19 protein-coding genes are annotated in these 18,048 nt (G+C 52.0%); 13 read left to right on the forward strand and 6 right to left on the reverse strand.

The window, feature by feature from the left end; translation table 11 throughout:
- The 4 genes from arsJ to G465_RS0102200 are packed head-to-tail and all read left to right on the forward strand — an operon-like array spanning position 1 to position 3,250.
- Positions 1–1,233 carry an organoarsenical effux MFS transporter ArsJ gene (gene arsJ / locus G465_RS0102185; protein WP_022652847.1) on the forward strand — a complete coding sequence of 411 codons (1,233 nt, stop codon included), beginning with the start codon at positions 1–3 and terminating at the stop codon, positions 1,231–1,233.
- A 6-nt stretch (positions 1,234–1,239) separates the two neighbouring features.
- Complete coding sequence (locus tag G465_RS0102190) at positions 1,240–1,569, forward strand: ArsR/SmtB family transcription factor (protein WP_022652848.1); 330 nt, start codon at positions 1,240–1,242, stop codon at positions 1,567–1,569.
- A gap of 25 nt (positions 1,570–1,594) precedes the next feature.
- Positions 1,595–2,611 (forward strand): ACR3 family arsenite efflux transporter, encoded by a 1,017-nt coding sequence (arsB, locus tag G465_RS13135; protein WP_022652849.1) that lies wholly within the window; start codon positions 1,595–1,597, stop codon positions 2,609–2,611.
- Positions 2,612–2,638: 27 nt separating this feature from the next.
- Positions 2,639–3,250, forward strand: coding sequence for an IMPACT family protein (locus G465_RS0102200; protein WP_022652850.1), 612 nt, complete (start codon positions 2,639–2,641; stop codon positions 3,248–3,250).
- Here G465_RS0102200 and apaG read toward each other — a convergent pair.
- Positions 3,247–3,630, reverse strand: a complete 384-nt coding sequence (gene apaG / locus G465_RS0102205) for a Co2+/Mg2+ efflux facilitator ApaG/CorD (RefSeq protein WP_022652851.1) — start codon at positions 3,628–3,630, stop codon at positions 3,247–3,249. The genes G465_RS0102200 and apaG overlap by 4 nt on opposite strands.
- Before the next feature lie 155 nt (positions 3,631–3,785).
- Between apaG and G465_RS0102210 the strand changes: the two genes are divergently transcribed.
- Genes G465_RS0102210 through G465_RS0102220 form a run of 3 tightly spaced genes read left to right on the forward strand, consistent with a single transcriptional unit; the run spans position 3,786 to position 5,932 of the window.
- Positions 3,786–4,073, forward strand: a complete 288-nt coding sequence (locus G465_RS0102210; RefSeq protein ID WP_022652852.1) for a hypothetical protein — start codon at positions 3,786–3,788, stop codon at positions 4,071–4,073.
- Entirely contained in the window at positions 4,073–5,071 is a 999-nt protein-coding gene (locus G465_RS0102215; RefSeq protein ID WP_211213656.1) for a nucleoid-associated protein, read from the forward strand. Before G465_RS0102210 ends, G465_RS0102215 begins: the two co-directional genes overlap by 1 nt.
- A gap of 12 nt (positions 5,072–5,083) precedes the next feature.
- The gene (locus G465_RS0102220) at positions 5,084–5,932 is read left to right on the forward strand and encodes a sulfurtransferase (protein ID WP_022652854.1); all 849 of its coding nucleotides are present in this window, start codon (positions 5,084–5,086) and stop codon (positions 5,930–5,932) included.
- Here G465_RS0102220 and ggt read toward each other — a convergent pair.
- Together ggt and G465_RS13140 are read right to left on the reverse strand one after the other, a co-directional pair.
- Entirely contained in the window at positions 5,929–7,662 is a 1,734-nt protein-coding gene (ggt, locus tag G465_RS0102225; RefSeq protein WP_022652855.1) for a gamma-glutamyltransferase, read from the reverse strand. The two genes, G465_RS0102220 and ggt, sit on opposite strands and share 4 nt — an antisense overlap.
- Before the next feature lie 15 nt (positions 7,663–7,677).
- On the reverse strand, positions 7,678–8,127 hold the full coding sequence (locus tag G465_RS13140; protein ID WP_162138802.1) for an NfeD family protein: 450 nt from the start codon (positions 8,125–8,127) through the stop codon (positions 7,678–7,680).
- A gap of 87 nt (positions 8,128–8,214) precedes the next feature.
- Between G465_RS13140 and G465_RS0102235 the strand changes: the two genes are divergently transcribed.
- From G465_RS0102235 to G465_RS14920, 3 genes are all read left to right on the forward strand, one after another.
- A complete protein-coding gene (locus G465_RS0102235; protein ID WP_022652857.1) occupies positions 8,215–9,183 on the forward strand; it encodes an NAD(P)H-quinone oxidoreductase in 969 nt (322 codons plus the stop codon).
- Between the two features lie 206 nt (positions 9,184–9,389).
- The gene (gene alaS / locus G465_RS0102240; protein ID WP_022652858.1) at positions 9,390–12,032 is read left to right on the forward strand and encodes an alanine--tRNA ligase; all 2,643 of its coding nucleotides are present in this window, start codon (positions 9,390–9,392) and stop codon (positions 12,030–12,032) included.
- 143 nt (positions 12,033–12,175) lie between these two features.
- A complete protein-coding gene (locus G465_RS14920) occupies positions 12,176–12,898 on the forward strand; it encodes a putative metalloprotease CJM1_0395 family protein (RefSeq protein ID WP_022652859.1) in 723 nt (240 codons plus the stop codon).
- 21 nt (positions 12,899–12,919) lie between these two features.
- Here the strand turns inward: G465_RS14920 and G465_RS13150 are convergent, their stop codons facing one another.
- Together G465_RS13150 and G465_RS0102255 are read right to left on the reverse strand one after the other, a co-directional pair.
- Positions 12,920–14,050: a cation diffusion facilitator family transporter gene (locus G465_RS13150; protein ID WP_022652860.1), complete on the reverse strand. Its 1,131-nt coding sequence runs from the start codon at positions 14,048–14,050 to the stop codon at positions 12,920–12,922.
- A 52-nt stretch (positions 14,051–14,102) separates the two neighbouring features.
- Complete coding sequence (locus tag G465_RS0102255; protein ID WP_022652861.1) at positions 14,103–15,041, reverse strand: DMT family transporter; 939 nt, start codon at positions 15,039–15,041, stop codon at positions 14,103–14,105.
- Positions 15,042–15,082: 41 nt separating this feature from the next.
- Between G465_RS0102255 and G465_RS0102260 the strand changes: the two genes are divergently transcribed.
- The gene (locus G465_RS0102260; protein ID WP_155846474.1) at positions 15,083–16,066 is read left to right on the forward strand and encodes a LysR family transcriptional regulator; all 984 of its coding nucleotides are present in this window, start codon (positions 15,083–15,085) and stop codon (positions 16,064–16,066) included.
- Positions 16,063–16,377, forward strand: a complete 315-nt coding sequence (locus G465_RS0102265; protein WP_022652863.1) for an MliC family protein — start codon at positions 16,063–16,065, stop codon at positions 16,375–16,377. The genes G465_RS0102260 and G465_RS0102265 overlap by 4 nt, the downstream gene beginning before the upstream one ends.
- 67 nt (positions 16,378–16,444) lie before the next feature.
- Here G465_RS0102265 and G465_RS0102270 read toward each other — a convergent pair whose 3' ends face one another.
- Positions 16,445–17,608, reverse strand: a complete 1,164-nt coding sequence (locus tag G465_RS0102270; RefSeq protein WP_022652864.1) for an aminotransferase-like domain-containing protein — start codon at positions 17,606–17,608, stop codon at positions 16,445–16,447.
- A gap of 64 nt (positions 17,609–17,672) precedes the next feature.
- On the opposite strand from G465_RS0102270, the gene G465_RS0102275 reads away from it, so the two are divergent.
- Positions 17,673–18,048, forward strand: a 376-nt coding sequence (locus G465_RS0102275; protein ID WP_022652865.1) for a MarR family winged helix-turn-helix transcriptional regulator, incomplete at its 3' end; no start/stop codon positions are given.

An 18,048-nucleotide genomic window follows, 5' to 3' on the forward strand; every position in this document is an offset into this window, starting at 1 on the left:
ATGTCTCACGCTGCCCGCCACTACGCGATTGTCACCGCCACTTATTGGGGATTTACCCTATCGGATGGCGCCTTGCGGATGTTGGTTTTATTCCATTTTTACCGCCTTGGTTATTCCCCTTTTACCCTTGCCTTTCTGTTTTTGTTGTATGAAGCCGCAGGGATTGTGGCGAATTTGATTGGTGGCTGGCTGGCAGCGCGTTTTGGCATTACCCGTATGTTAAGCATTGGGTTAAGCACCCAGATACTGGGCTTTGGTTTGCTGTCTTTGCTTGATCCAACTTGGACAGCGACGCTTTCGGTGGCTTGGGTGGTGATGGCACAGGGAATCTGTGGGATTGCCAAAGACCTCACCAAAACCGCCAGCAAATCGGCCATTAAAATCACCCAAGCCGCTGCCGCAACGGCCAACGACAATGGGCAATTATTTCAATGGGTGGCATGGTTCACCGGCAGTAAAAATGCCATGAAAGGCATCGGTTTTTTCCTCGGAGGGGCTTTGCTCGAAAGTTTCGGTTTTCAAGCTTCACTATGGTTGATGGCAGGGTTGTTAGGCTGTGTCCTGATTGGTGTGGTGTTTTCTTTGCCACAGATGATGGGAAAAACGAAGGCTTCACGCTCAACCAAAGAATTTTTGGCAAAAAGCCGCGCCATCAACCTATTAGCAGCAGCACGAGTGGTGTTGTTTGGCGCACGAGATGTGTGGTTTGTGGTTGGGCTGCCAGTCTTTTTATATTCGGTCGGCTGGACTTTTAGCATGGTCGGGACATTTTTAGCCTTGTGGACCATTGCTTATGGTGTCGTACAAGGTTTAGCACCACAGATTGTCAAACGCAGCAGTAACGGTCTGCAAACAGAAGTGCCAGCGGCACAACACTGGTCGGCCATACTGATGCTGATTCCTCTAGCGTTAGCGGTTGCTGTATGGCAAGACATTCCTGCCCTTGCATGGGTGGTGGTGATCGGATTGGGTTTGTTTGGTTTTGCCTTTGCGATCAATTCGTCAGTGCATTCTTACTTGGTGTTGGCGTATGCTGGCTCGGAAAAAGCCGCTGAAGATGTCGGTTTTTATTATGCCGCCAATGCGCTCGGTCGGTTTATCGGTACCCTGTTGTCCGGCATTTTGTATCAGTATGGCGGCCTGTCTGCTGCCTTACTTGGCTCGGCATTGATGTTACTGTTGTGTTGGCTGACAACGCTTAAATTGCCAACTCAGGCTCATTCTCATGGATAAATTGTGATGCAAGAAACTGATGTGATTGCTGGGCTCGCCGCCCTCGCTCAAGAAACTCGTTTACGGTTGTTTCGTTTATTGATTGAAACCGGCACCGAAGGGATGACACCAACTGGTATCACGGAAAAACTCGGTTTAGCACCGTCGGCGATTTCTTTTCATCTCAAAGAATTACTTCATGCCAATCTGGTCACGGTCGAGCGACAAGGCCGCCATTTAATTTACCGCGCCGATTTAAATACCATGAATCAATTATTGGCTTATTTAACCACCAATTGCTGTCAGGGGGTGCCATGTTTTGATTTACCTGCGGCCCGCTGTCAAAGTCCTTGTTAATCTCACCAATACTAAGAGAGAAAAAATGGGTTTATTTGAACGGTTTTTAACCCTGTGGGTCGCACTCGGTATTGCTGCTGGGGTGGCGTTGGGTTCGCTATTTCCGACTGCTTTTCAAATAGTGGCAGGATGGGAATATGCCCAAGTGAATTTGGTGGTGGCTGTGTTTATTTGGGTGATGATTTACCCAATGATGATTCAAATTGATTGGTCGGCAGTAAAAGAGATCGGCAGCAAACCACAAGGCTTGTTCTTAACCTTGGTGATTAACTGGCTGGTGAAACCATTTACGATGGCTGGTTTAGCGGTACTGTTTTTTCAATATCTGTTTGCACCGTGGGTCGATCCCACTTCGGCATCTGAATACATTGCCGGCATGATTTTACTCGGTGTCGCACCGTGTACGGCAATGGTGTTTGTGTGGAGCCAACTGGTTAAAGGCGATGCCAATTACACGCTGGTGCAGGTATCGGTCAACGATTTAATCATGGTTGTGGCGTTTGCGCCGATTGCTGCGTTTTTGCTCGGGGTCACTGATGTCACTGTGCCGTGGGAAACGCTGTTGCTTTCTACCGTCTTGTATGTGGTGTTGCCTTTATTGGCTGGCATGACAACACGGCGGGCGCTGGCGGCGCGGGGTGGGGCGGCAGTCTCAGACTTTGTCGGTCGGCTAAAACCGTTTTCGGTGTTAGGTTTGATTGCAACAGTGGTCTTGCTGTTTGGTTTTCAGGCGCCAACGCTGTTAACACAACCGACAATCATCGCGCTGATCGCTATTCCGCTGTTGTTGCAGACTTATGGGATTTTCTTTTTGAGTTGGTGGGCAGCAAAACGGTTGCGGCTCGCACACGACATCGCTGGCCCAGCCTGTTTAATTGGCACGTCTAATTTTTTTGAATTAGCAGTGGCAGTTGCGATTTCGCTATTTGGTTTACAATCCGGCGCCGCCCTCGCTACGGTCGTCGGTGTATTGGTTGAAGTACCAGTGATGCTCTCACTGGTCGCTATGGTCAATGCGTGGCGGCCCAAATCGACCATTTAATTTTGTTGTCGGGTGAATATGCGGCGCATGTTCATCCAAACTTCCCTTAAAACCATGCCCTATACCCTCCATCAAGCCGTCCACCACACCCTGACCATCAAAAAAAGCCAGTTTATCGCCTGCGTTGAACCGATGGCAGACCGCCAACAGGCACAACAGCGCGTACAACAACTGTGGGCAGAACATCCACAAGCAGCGCATATTTGTTGGGCGTTATTGGCTGGTGGGCAGTCGGCGGCGGTGGATGATGGCGAACCCAGCGGCACCGCCGGACGACCCATGCTCGATGTCTTGCGCCATCAACAACTCGATGGCGTCTTAGCCACCGTCGTCCGCTACTTTGGCGGCGTTAAACTGGGCGCGGGCGGATTGGTGCGCGCTTACACTGACAGCGTGGCACAAGCGCTATTGCAGGCGGAAAAAATCCCCATTTTTACCCTGTCCCGCCTGCAATGTACCGTACCGTATGCGCTTGAAGGCGTGGTGCGGCGCGTTATCGCTCAACGTCAATTGAGTCTCGAACAGGTCAACCACGGCCAACAAGTAGAATTGGTCTTTAGCCTAAAAAGCGAACAACAAGACAGTATTCAACAACTGCTCAATGAACTCTGCCACGGTCAAATTCTGTGGCAGGATTAGTGCAAAACACGCGGCCCAGCGAGGGTGAATGCTGGAATTTCTGCCTCAAACTGCGTGCCATCCTCAGCCAGCATTGAATACGAACCTTGCATCATCCCAACTGGCGTTTTTAAGCGTGCCCCACTCATATATTCAAAAGTTTGCCCGGGTGCCAGCTGTGGATTTTCCCCAACCACCCCTGGCCCACGCACTTCTTCTTGATGGCCGTTTTCATCGGTAATCACCCAATGCCGCGTTAACAACTTCGCCGACACCGACCCCTCATTAGTTAAACGAATACGATAGGCAAACACATATTGCTCTTTGTCAGGATGGGAATGTTCGGTCAGATAAAACGCTTCTGGCTGAACAGCAATATGATATTTCATTTTCTCATTCATGATTTTATCCTCAGTATTGGGCTCATTTGGTCGAAAGCATCTCACATTGAGGCAAGACAAACTGCCTTCAATCTATAGCCACTTGCGATGACAAACAAGACATCAGCCCGTGCATTGCACTATGATTCGACCAGTAAAAAAGTGAGATTTAGCAAATGCGTTATATTCTGTGGGGATTATTTATTACTTTGGTCTTAGCCAGCGTAGGCGCGGCGGTGGTCGGGGTGTGGATGTTATCTGGTCGAGACGAAGCACCGTTCCGTTATCAAAACTTTATCGACCGCCCACCCAAGCCGACGGAAACCCTTGCCCCCTCCGGTGCCGTGCAACCACGATTACACACTATTGAACCCACCGCCACGGCTGAAGCCACCCCCAGTGCCTCCGCCATTGCATTAAATGAGCTATCCTCTCTTGCCGAACCTTCGACACAAGGAAATTGATGATGCAATCGGCCCGCGTGAGCTGTTTAGCTGTCCACCGTGTAGGCAATCCCACCCGCCAAGAAGCCTTATTATTGTCCGACCGCAGCGCCAGCGTCAGCCCTGCGGTGGAAAAACTGATTCTAGAAGGCTATCTACACGGGATTTGTGATAGCAAACGTCAATATCAGTTTATCCATCCTATTCATCTACAACACAATGTGCTGTATGCGCTATCACGGCAGTTTTTCCGTGCCGAGGTCGATTTTCTGACCCTCTCGCGCCAAATCGCACAACACCTCTATCAACAATCACAACATCCCAAAATCAGCGAAGGCGATGTGTTGGTGATCCTGTTTGAAGGCTTAGGCGATACGGGAGAAGAACGCGGCATTGGTATTTTTAAGGCCGAAGTTCGCGATGAATTTCTCACCATCATCGATCAACAGGGCGTTTTAGACCTAGCCCACGCCTCGGGCATTAACCCACGCTTGATTGATAAAGGCGCGCTGTTACTGGAAAGCAGCCCCACGGTGTATGCCCTCGATCGTTTTGGTAAAGAAAGCCAATTCTGGGTAGAGGCTTTTTTACAGGCTTTGCGCGTCCCCGACAGCCAATCGAGCAGCAAACTGCTGACCGAGGTGATTGCAGAATTGGCCGACACTTTGCCTGACCCACAACAGCAACAACAGTTCAAAGACGATGTTTTAGGGTTGTGCGAATCACAAGAAGCGGTGTCGATTGCCACTATGAGCGAGGTGGTAGAAAAATTTGTGCCACGGCAAACGCTGCAAGACAAACTCGATCATGCCGCAGAAAGCTATGGTTTTGCCCTCGATACCACCCAAGCCGTCCCCACTCAAGCAGTGCAAAAACGGTTACAACGGCAATGGAGCCGCATCGGCATTGGTCAAGGTATCAGCATTCTATTGCCGTCAGATTTGCATTTTATTGGGGTTGAACAGCAAGAATTAGCCAATGGTGAGCTGACTTTCTTGCTGCGTGTCGAACGAAAATAAGGACAGTTAGTCATGTTGACCACCCTCGTTTCTGCTTCACAACTGGCTGACCTTGCCAGCGATAACATTGTTATCCTCGATTGCCGCCACAGTCTGGCCGATCCACGCTATGGCGAACAAGCCTACGCCGTTGCCCATATTCACGGCGCGCATTTTGTTCACCTCAACCGCGATTTATCAGGGCCTTGCACTGGTAAAAATGGCCGCCATCCGCTGCCCGATATTGGCCGCCTTGCCAGTTTATTTGGTCACATCGGCATCACCGCCGATAAACAAGTGATTGCCTATGATGATGCAGGTGGTATGTTTGCCGCACGGGCATGGTGGTTGTTGCGCTGGCTCGGCCATGAAGCGGTGGCGGTGTTAGATGGCGGTTGGCAAGCATGGCAACAGGCACAAGGCCAAATTGATGGCCTACAGCCCAACCGTAGCGGCAGCCAATTTTTATTGCGTCCGGCACTGGAACAGGTGGTCAACGCTGCTACGGTGTTACAGCAGTTATCCCAACCTGATTTATGCCTGATTGATGCCCGCGCCCCCAACCGTTTTGCCGGTCAGGATGAAACATTAGACCCCGTTGGCGGCCATATTCCCAGAGCAAAAAATCGCTTCTTTCAACACAATCTGACAGGAGAAGGCAAGTTCAAACCGCTGTCAGAACTACGCGAAGAATGGCAAGCCTATCTCACACCACACACCGCCAAACAGGCTATCCACCAATGCGGCTCGGGTGTTACTGCCTGCCATAATTTATTGGCACTGGCTCATCTTGGTTGGCACGGTGGGCGACTGTATGCCGGTTCGTGGAGCGAATGGTGTAGCGATCCAAGCCGCCCGATTGCCACCGGTACTGCGGCTTAAAACCCTGCCACCACCCCCTCACGGCGGGGGTCTGCCCCGCCTATCAAACGACCATCGGCTTGTTTGGCAATGATCGACAAGCCGCTCGTCATCGGCAACAACTTCACGCTATGGCCGCGTTGTTGTAGTGCCTCGGTCAGCGTGTCTAAGCCTTGCCCTTGTTCCAGCTCAGTAGCGGCATTGCGGCTACCATAGTGCGGTAAATTTGCTGCTGCCTGTGGTGTGAGACGCCAATCGGTCAAGGCCAAAATCGCTTTTGCCACATAAGGAATAATCAAACTCCCCCCCGGTGAACCCACTGCCATCACTGCCTCACCCTGTCGATTGAATAACAGCGTCGGCGCCATGCTGCTGCGTGGACGTTTGCCCCCTTCGAGACGATTTGCCACCGGCACCCCGTCTTTTTCTGGCAAGAAAGAGAAGTCGGTTAATTGATTATTCAATAAGAAACCGCGCACCATAATGCGACTACCAAAGGCATCTTCAATCGAGCTGGTCATTGATGCCACGCCACCTTCAGCATCAAATGCCACCAGATGGGTGGTGGAAGGCAAATCGGCGGAATGATTTTCCGCTAGTGCCGTTTTCACCCCAGCCGGTTGACCGGCCGGCTGGCTGCCGTGGCTACGCACGGGGTCAATGCGTTGGCTACGCAGTGCCAAATAGATCGGGTCTAATAAAGCCTGTTGCGGTACGGCGACAAAATCAGGATCGGCAAGATAACGCTCACGGTCGGCAAACGCTAAACGCCCTGCTTCGCTGAATAAATGCACCGCCTCTACCGACACAGGGGAGTATTTCGCCATGTCAAACCGCGACAGCACACCCAACATTTGCAATACCGCGACCCCACCGGAGCTGGGCGCAGGCATTCCGCATACATTCCATTGCCGGTAAGGAGCACACAAAGGGGAACGGATTTTGGCTTGATACTGTGCCAAATCTTGCAACGACAAATCACCGGCTTTAGCGTGATTTTTCACGGCGGCGACAATATCGCGTGCCACCTCACCGTGATAAAACCCTTGCGGCCCACGCGCAGCAATCCGGCGCAAGGTGTCGGCATACGCCGGATTGCGTAACAACGTCCCGACGGGGTGAGGCTTTCCTTCGGCAGTGAAAAAATAGGCACGCGCAGCAGGGTCTTGCTGTAAGCGAGTTTCTTTACTCAATAGCGTATGCAAACGCGGCGATACCGGAAAACCAGCCTCGGCTAGACGAATCGCAGGTTCTGCTAGCTTGACCCACGGTAATTTACCTTGACGTTGATGCGCGGCATACAACATCGCCACCAAACCGGGTGTTCCAACGGCTTGACCACTGGCAACCGCCTCGGCAAAGGGCAGCGGTTGACCATCGGCTTGTAAAAAACGCTGCGGTGTCGCGCTGGCAGGGGCGGTCTCGCGGCCATCCCATGCCGTCAACCCTTCACGCAGATGATGCGATAACAAAAAACCGCCGCCCCCGATACCGGAAGATTGCGGCTCAACCAAGCCCAACACCCATTGCGCGGCAATCACCGCATCCACCGCACTGCCGCCTTGTTGCAAAATGGTTTTCCCCACTTCGCTGGCTAAAGGATGGGCGGTCACTATCATGGCTTTTTCGGCCACGATAGCAGCTGATTTTTCTACACGACCACTGGCAGCCTCGGGTGGGGGTGAGACATCCGCCAACGCCCATGAAGACAACACACAACTCAATAACACCAATAATTTTTTATATTGCATTCGATCACATCCTTTTTATTGTTCGCTGTTTGCTTCGTTTGTCGGTTTGGTTTGGCAACGCAACAGCCATTCATGCCCATCACGGCCAGCAATCAAATAACTTTCATGGCCTTGACCAAGGCGTTCCCCTTCCACCAAACGCGCTTCCCATTCTGTCCCCCGATAGCGCACCCGTGCATGCTGCTCATCGCGCCACAACACCACCTGCACCGCCTGTCCAATATCAGCATCTGGCAATGCTGCCACCAATTGTTTTGCCTTGCGCCGCCGCCACAACAGGGAAAAACCAGATAGCATCACGGTCGAAGCCACCCACCACGGCAATTCCGGCCAACTGTCGCCGGCGACCCATGCCGCCGCCCCAGCCGCCCCAAGGCCAACCGCCACCACCAACATAAAAAATGCGCCGCTAAAAAGTTCAGCCACCACGGCCAACAACGCCGCCGCAAACCAAAAATAGGCCATTACTTGTTCCCCCATTGTTCGCTGATGCCACATTGTGGCAGCCTAAGGCAAATGAAAGTTGGAATGAGACAAAGAAAAGGACATCCCATGCGTGCCATTGTGCATCAAGCGCCCTGCACCGCAGGCGATTTATCATTGCAAGACCTACCCCTGCCATCGTTCAGCAGCACGCAGCTCTTGGTAAAAGTCGCTGCCGCCGGTGTGAATCGAGCAGATATTGTGCAACGCCAAGGACGTTATCCGGCGCCAGCCGGTGCCTCGCCTTTATTGGGCTTAGAAATTGCCGGCGAAGTGGTTGCAGTCGGTGAGGCAGTCACTGACTTTGCCATCGGTGACGCGGTGTTTGGTTTAATCGGTGGCGGTGGTTATGCTGAGTATGCGGTATTGGACGCGGCGTGTGCCATTCACAAACCAGCCGAATTGTCATGGCAAGAAGCCGCCAGCCTCCCCGAGGCGTGGATGACGGCGTGGCTCAATTTATGTGAATTAGGCCAATTACAAACAGGCGAAACGGTATTGATTCATGCTGGTGCCAGTGGCGTTGGCAGTGCTGCCATTCAATTAGCCAAATGGCGCGGGGCCAAAGTCATCACCACCGTTGGCAATGCAGAAAAAGCAGCATGGTGCCGTGAATTGGGCGCGGATATCGCGATTGTTTATTCAGAACAAAACTTCGCCAGCGTGGTACGCGAACAGGGACGAGTAGCATTGATTTTAGACTGTATCGGCGGCAGCTATTTACAGCGCAATCTGCAATGTCTCGCCACCGATGGCCGCTTGATTGTGATTGGCGTGATGGGCGGCGCAAAAGCGGAATTGGATTTGGCAATGTTATTGGTCAAACGTATCCGCTTATTGGGTTCGACGCTGCGCAGCCAAGCCTTGCCACAAAAACAGCATCTGACACAGGCACTGCGCGAACAGATTTTGCCAGCCATCAGCAGTGGCACAATTCGCCCCACCATTGATTGTTGTTTTGCGCTCGCTGATGCCGCCGCCGCTCATCGCTATCTCGAAGAAAATCGCAATTTGGGCAAAGTCTTGCTAAATCCTTAAACCATCGGCTTTTCGCGAAAAATCGCCGATCAGCCAATCGGTTTTTCGACTTGCCGCATCGCGAGTGCGCCAAGCGCGTCCATTGGTGTAAAATCAACCGGTTTAAGTTCGTGCTAACACTTGTGCTGTTGGCACGGCCATCACTCTTTTTTTGAGCAGGCGAACCAAGTGCGCCATGTCAACCACCCTATTGATTAGAGAATGTTATGAAAGCTGCTGAAATTCGCCGCAAGTTTTTAGATTTCTTTGCCTCCAAAGGCCACCAAATCGTCAGCTCAAGTTCATTGGTTCCCCATGACGACCCGACACTGTTATTCACCAATGCGGGGATGAACCAATTTAAAGATGTGTTTTTAGGGTTTGATAAACGTCCCTATACCCGCGCCACCACTAGCCAAAAATGTGTACGGGCCGGCGGCAAACATAACGATTTAGAAAATGTCGGCTATACCGCCCGCCACCATACCTTTTTTGAAATGTTGGGCAATTTCAGCTTTGGCGATTACTTCAAGCGCGATGCCATTCACTATGCGTGGGAATTTTTGACCAGCCCAGCGTGGTTAAACCTGCCTAAAGACAAGTTAATGGTGACGGTTTATGCCACAGACGATGAGGCATACGCTATTTGGCACGAAGAAATCGGTGTCCCAGCAGAAAAAATTGTCCGCATTGGCGATAACAAAGGCGCGCCGTATGCCAGCGATAACTTCTGGCAAATGGGGGATACCGGCCCATGCGGCCCATGTACCGAAATTTTCTACGATCATGGCGCGCATATTTGGGGTGGCCCTCCCGGAAGCCCGGAGGAAGATGGCGACCGCTTTATTGAAATTTGGAACAATGTGTTTATGCAGTTCAACCGCACCGAAGACGGTGTGATGCATCCCTTACCGAAGCCATCGGTTGATACCGGCATGGGCTTGGAACGTATCTCGGCGGTGTTGCAAGGCGTTCATGCCAACTACGAAATCGACTTGTTCCAAAATCTGTTACAAGCCGCTGCACGTGAAGTCGGTGTGCCATTCAGCATGGACGTCCCATCGCTGAAAGTGATTGCCGACCATATTCGTGCCTGTTCGTTCTTGATTGCCGATGGCGTGATGCCATCGAATGATGGTCGTGGTTATGTGCTGCGCCGCATTATTCGCCGCGCCATTCGTCATGGCTACAAACTCGGCCAAAAACAGCCGTTTTTCCATCGTTTGGTGCAAGATTTGGTCAACGAAATGGGCGATGCCTACCCAGAGCTGCGCCAGCAACAAGCCCAAATTGAAGATGCACTGAAACAAGAAGAAGTGAAATTTGCCGAGACCTTAGAAAACGGCATGGTGTTATTAGAAGCGGCATTGGCAAATCAAGCGACCACCCTTGACGGTGCCACCGCGTTCAAACTGTATGACACCTACGGTTTCCCTCTCGATCTCACCGCCGATATTTGCCGCGAACGGGAAGTGACCATCGATCAAGCTGGTTTTGATGCGGCAATGGAAGCACAACGTGCCCTGTCGCGTGCCGCATCTAGCTTTAAAACCCAAGGCCAGTTGGAATACAGCGGCAGCGACACCCGTTTTGAAGGCTATGACAACAGCAGCGTCGATGCCCATGTTTTGGCTTTGTATAAAGACGGTCAAGCCGTCAACAGCCTCAACGCCGGTGATGAAGGCGTGGTGGTGTTGGATTGCACCGCGTTTTATGCCGAAGGCGGGGGTCAGGTCGGTGACCGTGGTGAAATTGCTGCCGCCGGTGGTGTTGGCGCGTTGTTTGATGTGGTCGATACCCAAAAAGTAACCGCAACAGCCTTTGGTCATCATGGCACTTTGGCACGCGGTCAGTTGCAAGTGGGCGACAGTGTGCAAGCCACGATTGATTTACACGCACGCCGCGCCACCGAGCGCAACCACTCCGCCACTCACTTATTACATGCCGCTTTGCGCGAAGTATTGGGTAAGCATGTGCAACAAAAAGGGTCGCTGGTGAATCACGAGCGCACCCGTTTTGACTTTGCCCATACTGGCCCAGTCACCGCCGATGAACTGGCTGAAATTGAGCGCGTGGTCAACCGTGTGGTGTGTGCCAACTATGCCGTTGATTGCCGTTTGATGCGACATGAAGATGCCATCAAAGCCGGCGCGATGGCGTTGTTTGGTGAGAAATACGGCGACGAAGTGCGTGTGTTGAAAATGGGTGAATTCTCCACCGAATTGTGTGGTGGTACGCACGTCGAGCGCACCGGTGATATTGGCTTGTTCAAAATTGTGACCGAAGCCGGTGTTGCGGCTGGGGTGCGCCGGATTGAGGCGGTAACCGGCGAAGCGGCGGTTGCTTATGTGCAAGCGCAAGACGCTTTGTTACGCGATGCCGCTAACCAGTTAAAAGCGCAATCGACTGACGATGTCGGCAATAAAATCCACGCCTTGCAAGATCACGCCAAAGCTTTGGAAAAAGAAATTGCCCGTCTGAAAGGCAAATTGGCCTCTAGCATGGGCGATGAGCTGACAGCACAAGCCCAAGATATTCAAGGGGTGAAGGTGTTGGCAGTGGAATTAGAAGGCGCCGACAGCGCCGCCCTGCGCGAAACAATGGACAAGCTGAAAGACAAACTGAAATCAGCGGTGATTGTTTTGGCTAGCCGCAGCAGCGATAAAGTCCAATTGGCTGCGGGTGCAACGGCGGATGTGTGCAAAAAAGTGAAAGCCGGTGAGCTAGTGAACTTTGTTGCAGCCCAAGTGGGTGGCAAGGGCGGCGGTAAACCCGATATGGCCATGGCTGGTGGTAGCGAGCCAGCAAAATTGCCAGCCGCACTCGCCAGCGTTGCCGATTGGGTCAATAGTCAGTTGGCAAAAGCATAACACCGCCTTTACAATACTGTTTGGATGCGAAACACGCCGCAAATTTATCAATTTGGGGCGTGTTATTACGCAAGTGCAAAGTAAAATCAAGCGTATAGCAAAAAATCAGCTATGCTAAGAAGTGTGTCAGGGGAGAATGTATCATGCGTGTCGAAGGATTATCTGCCGTCACTCCTGCTGCAGTCATAACGCCTGCACGCAATAGCACGGCACAAGCAACGTCAGAACAAACCTCATTCTTTGCGGCTTTGAGTCGTATTGGTGAATGGCGTAATGCGTCTGGCAATCAAAACACCAGTGCAACGGTGGTGGACAATCGCGGCAAACGCGATGTAGACAGCGACGACAGCCGCAATGCCAGCACCAAAACCACCCTAACACCAGAACAACTGCGTGAAATACAACACCTTGCCTCAACCGATCGCCGTGTGCGGCAACATGAGCAAATGCACATTGCAGTTGGGGGTGAGTTGATTACCAGCGGCCCGACTTATGACTATAAGAAAGGCCCAGACGGTAGGCACTATGCCGTAGGTGGTGAAGTCGGTATTGATACTTCGCCGGCACGGACCGCTGAAGAAACCGTACCAAAGGCACGGAAGATTCGCGCTACCGCACTCGCGCCGCCCGATCCATCGCCACAAGACCGCAGTGTTGCCGCCCGCGCCACTCAGATGGAGTTGCAGGCACAGATGGAAATTAGCCTGACTCGTGCCCGTAGCCTGCGCAGCAGCAATGCTTTTACCACAGAACAACCGCAACAACTGGCAGCGAACATTCCGCCGACCTATGCTAGCCGCGCCCTGCGCACCTATGAACATTTTTCCGGTGCCAGCAATCGCGAGGTGTTTAGCTTATACGCCTAACCAGCAAACGAGGCTGTTCTCTCACCACTCACGGCGTTGGCAGATCACTTCTGCCACGCCGTTGTTGTTTTTAAGCGCCGCCACCAACGCCGATAACCGAGGTTCATCCGTTGGTGTCATCGTCGCTGGCAACATCAATACCACCGATACTTGCCCTGCTAGATAATGTAACAACAGCTCAACCTGTGCCGCATCGTCGCCAAGATGAGCGTGCAAAAGGGCCTCGATTTCGCTGCGGTCGGGCAGTTGTAAACAAGCAGGGCTACCCTCGTCATCTTCAGGGTCGATATGCACCAACACATCCAACACCGTGGGACACTGTTGTTTCACCCGTTGTCGTGCCAGCGCCGCAATACGATGGCCTTCTGAGACACTGATTTTGCCATTGACCAAAATATGGGCATCGACTAAAGCCTGATCGCCCATTTTCCGCGTCCGCAAGTCATGCACCCCCAACACCCCGGATGTCGCCGCCAATGTTTGTTCAATGGTTTGCACGGTGTTGTCATCCACGCTTTGGTCCATTAAATCGGATAAAGCGTGCCAAGCAAATTTGCCGCCGGTGCGGGCAATCATAAACCCCACCAACGCCGCCGCCAGAGGGTCGAGAAAGGTATAACCGGCCAAATTGCCGGCAATCCCGGCGGCGACCACTAAGGATGAAGCCGCATCCGAACGCGCATGCCACGCATTGGCAATCAACATATTTGATTGCACTTGTTTCGCGATGCGTAGCATATAGCGGAATAAAATTTCTTTGGCCGCTAAGGTAAACAACGCCACCCACAAGGCGGCGACATGCACCTCGGCAATGGTTTCTGGATGTTGGATTTTTTGTGCCGCCGACCACAACATCCCCAATCCAGCCACCAACAGAATCGTGCCGAGAAACAGCGAGGCAGCAGTTTCAAAACGGGCATGACCATAGGGATGGCGTTGATCGGGGTCGGCGTGGCTAAAGCGGTTGACAAACAACACCACAAAATCGGCCAGCAAATCGGACAAAGAATGGAGGCCGTCGGCAATCAAGCTCTGCGATTTTGCCCAAAACCCCACCACAATCTGCAAGATCACCAAAATCAGATTGACGACCACACTCACCCAAGTGGTGATATGGGCAGCGCGTTGTTTGTCGGCAGGGGTAAAAGACATGCGGTATCAGCTCCTTGATGCGACAGGCTAACAAGTGATGTTCAAACGGAGATTAAGCGGCGGTTTTCGGTTTGTGGTTGACCCACATCACCCCACCCAACACCAAGGCCGCACCAATCAGCTGTTGTGATGACATCGCCTCACCCAAAATCACCCAGCCCATCAATAAAGTCATCACTGGGCCGAGGGTGGACACCATCGCCATTCGCGAAGCCCCAATCATTTCCATCGCTTGGTTCATCAAGAGCACGGGCAATACAGTGCTAAAAATCCCCATCAGCAAACCATAGAAATAGACCGGCATCGGCTGTACCAGTTGGCCGAGATCTTGTGTGACTAAGAAATGCGCTACTACGCCGAGGGTGGAAATCATCCCCGCCCACGCCGCCATCTGCAACGGGCCGATTTGTTTCACCAACTCGCCAGCACCGACCAAGTATAAGGCATACGTTACCGCACACGCCGCCACCCACGCCACGCCCAGCAACACATCTGGGCCTTCGCTGGCATGTTGCCAATCGTGCGCCACCGCCAACCCGATACCGGCATAACACAGCAACAACGCGCCCATTGCTTGGCGGCTAATGCGTTTGTGCAAGAAGATGGCAGAGAAAATCAGTACAAAAGTGGGGTAGAGGTAGAGCACTAGGCGTTCGAGGGCCGAGGAAATATATTGCAGGCCAATAAAGTCAAAAATGCTGGATAAGTAATAACCACCGATCCCCAACAAGAACAACTTGCCCCAAGTCCGGCGGCCGAATTGCGGCAACGTGCCGCCTTTTTCTGCTGTCCACGCCATCCACATAAAGAACGGCAAGGCAAACAACATGCGTAAAGTGAGTAAGGTAACGGGGTCAACCTGATAGCGATAGGCCAATTTGACAAAAATCGCTTTGGCAGAAAACCCCAATGCAGATAACACTGCCAACATCACACCTCGGCCAACAAAGGTACGCGGCATGTGTGATAAGGCCAAAGAAACAGGACTCATAATAAGGTACGCTTGTCGATGAGTGAATTGAGGATGGCGGATTGTGGAAGATTTCTGCCATTTCCACCATGCGGATTTGTTACAGTAAGCCTTCGCGGTTGGCGAAGGCTGAGATAAAGGATAGCGTGGTGAGATTGCATTACGATTTCACAGATTTAAGATTGTTTATTCATGTGGCAGAAAGCGGCAGCCTTACCGCCGGTGCTAGCCGCTTGCCGTTAGCGTTGTCGGCGGCCTCGGCACGGATTCAAAAATTGGAGTCGAATGTCGGTTGTCGCTTGTTGTGGCGAGAACGTGAGGGCGTAACGTTAACACCGGCTGGCGAGGTGTTTTTAAACCATGCCCGTAATTTATTACAAGAAGCGGCGACCTTACACGAGGCAATGGGGGCATTTGCCGAGGGATATGTGACAGAAATTCGGCTGTATGCCACGACAGTGGCCTCAACGGAATTTTTGCCAGATGCGTTAAGCCGGTTTTTAAGTGATTTTCCAGAGGTTACAGTCGAAATCATCGACCGCCCAAGCCGCGATATTGTCAACAGCATTGCCGCCGGTGAAGTGGAATTGGGGATTGTCGATCATAGCGTGGGTGCCGAGCGGTTAGAACGGCAGATTTGTGCTCATAATCAGTTGGTGTTGGTAGTGCCGAAAGACCATCCCACCGCTGCCATGAGTGAAATTCCGTTTTCGGCGGCGTTGGATTATCCGTTTATTGGCGTACATCCGGCGAGTGCGATGCAGCAATTTATTGAGAAAGTAGCGCGGATGCACGGCACCAGTTTACGGCTGCGCGTGCGGGCGCATAGTTTTGAGGCGGTGCATTTGTTGATTGCCAAGGGGGTTGGGATTGGGGTGTTGCCGTTATCGGCGGCGGAGCGGTATCGCAGTCAGGGAACAACGCAGATTATTACCCTCACCGACCGCTGGGCAAAACGCACCCTTACCGCCTGCGCTCGTCATTTTGCCAGTTTGCCGACGGCACATCGGATTTTATTGCAGTATTTAAAGGGAGATTCGCAATGAGAAATGGTTTGTTATGTGCTGGATTGGCTTTGTTGTATGGTTGCAGCCATGCCCAACCCCCAACCACACCACCGGCGCGGCATGATGTGCATTTTGTGTGCGATCAGGGGGAAACATTGTCTGTGCGCTTTTTTCCGCAGCAGGGGGTGGCGGTGTTGGTAAGGCATGGCGACACCATCGAGCTGCAACAACAGCCGAGTGGGTCGGGTTTTATTTACAGCAATGGGCCGAATACGATTCGGGGCAAAGGCTCGGCATTGCGGGTGGAAATTGGTCGGATGCGGGCAATAGAATGTGAGGCGAAGAAATAACGCGACTTGGCTAAATCAGTGGGCACAAAAACCGTGCCTACTCTGCTACGCCCTAATTGCCCCTTGTTTAGTCATCTAACGCTTTTCTCAACCCCGCCGCCAATCGCGCTACCCCAATTTCAATCGCCTGTTCGCTGGCGTGGCTAAAGTTCAAACGCAGATGACCAAGCTCGACTTGGTTTTCTGGATAAAACGCCTCACCCGGCATCACCGCCAAGCCTTGTTTTAACCAATCGGGCAGCAATAAGCGCGTGTCTAAACGCTCTTTTAAGGTCAACCAAAAGAACAAACCACCGGCAGGACATTGCCAATCGGCGATATCTGACAACTCGGCTTGCAGTGCGCGTTGCATCACATCACGTTTTTGCCGGTAGTGTTGTTGTAGGGTTTGCAGGTGGCTTTGATAGCTGTCCGAGCTTACCGCTTGCAACACCAAATATTGCCCAAGGCGGCTGCTGTGCAAGTCGGCGGCTTGTTTTAAGCGCAATAAATGAGGCAATAAATCGGGCGAGGCAATTAAAAAGCCAATCCGCAGACCTGGGGCGAGGGTTTTCGAGAATGTACCGAGATACACCCAGCTATCATCCGCCGTCATCTGAGCACATAAAGGCCGTCTTTCCACTTCGTCATATACCAAATCACGATAGGGGTCGTCTTCAATCAACGGCACCCGCGCCGCTTGTAAGGCTTGTACCACCTGTTGCCGATGTTCGGCATCGTAACAACTGGCAGCAGGGTTTTGAAAAGTCGGGATTAAATAGGTAAAAGCGGGCTGTTGTTGTAATGCCTGTTGTAAGCGCGGTAAGTCGATCCCCGTCGGCGACAGCGGAATCCCTGTGATATCCGCGCCAAAAAACTCAAAGCACTGCAACGCTGCCAGATAAGTCGGCGATTCGGTGATGATTGGGGTCTGGGGATCGATAAACAGTTTGGAAACCAGATCAATCCCTTGTTGCGAACCAGACAAAATCAGCACTTGCTGTGCCTGACAGTCAATGCCCAGTTGTTGCCGTGCATAGTTGGCAACATATTCACGTAATGTCGGTTCGCCTTCGCTGGGGCCATATTGCGCCAGTTGTTTAGGTAAGGGGGATTCTGACTCATGCCAGAACAACAAGGCCGGATCGGGCAAACCACCGGCAAAGGAAATCACATCTGGTTGTTGTGCTGCAGCCAAAATATCGCGGATTAAAGAAGATTTGAGTTGTGCAACTCGTTGGGAAAACGCCATCATCTCACCTTTTACGTCAACTTAATTGACGTAATAATGCGGATAATTGAAAAAGAAAGTCAATATGCTTGACCAAAATTCCCTCCATCACCCAAACGAGCCCGACGAGGCAATTGAACTGTTTTTTTATGCTTTTAGAAATTTTACTGCTAGAGCAGATGAAATATTGGCAGAGTATGGCTTACAACGGGTTCATCACCGCATTTTATTTTTTGTCGGTCGTTATCCACAGCTCACGATTCAACAGCTACTGTCAATTTTGGCGGTCAGTAAACAAGCTTTGCACGCACCGCTGCGCCAGCTCACTGAACAAGGTTATATCCTCAGCACCGCCGCCGAGCACGACCGCCGCAGCAAACAACTCACCCTCAGCCCACAAGGCCAAACCCTCCTCACCCGTCTTAGCGCAGAACAACGCGGCTTATTAGAGAGTGTGTTTG

Source organism: Aquaspirillum serpens DSM 68, from assembly GCF_000420525.1.
Taxonomy (GTDB): Bacteria; Pseudomonadota; Gammaproteobacteria; order Burkholderiales; family Aquaspirillaceae; genus Aquaspirillum; species Aquaspirillum serpens.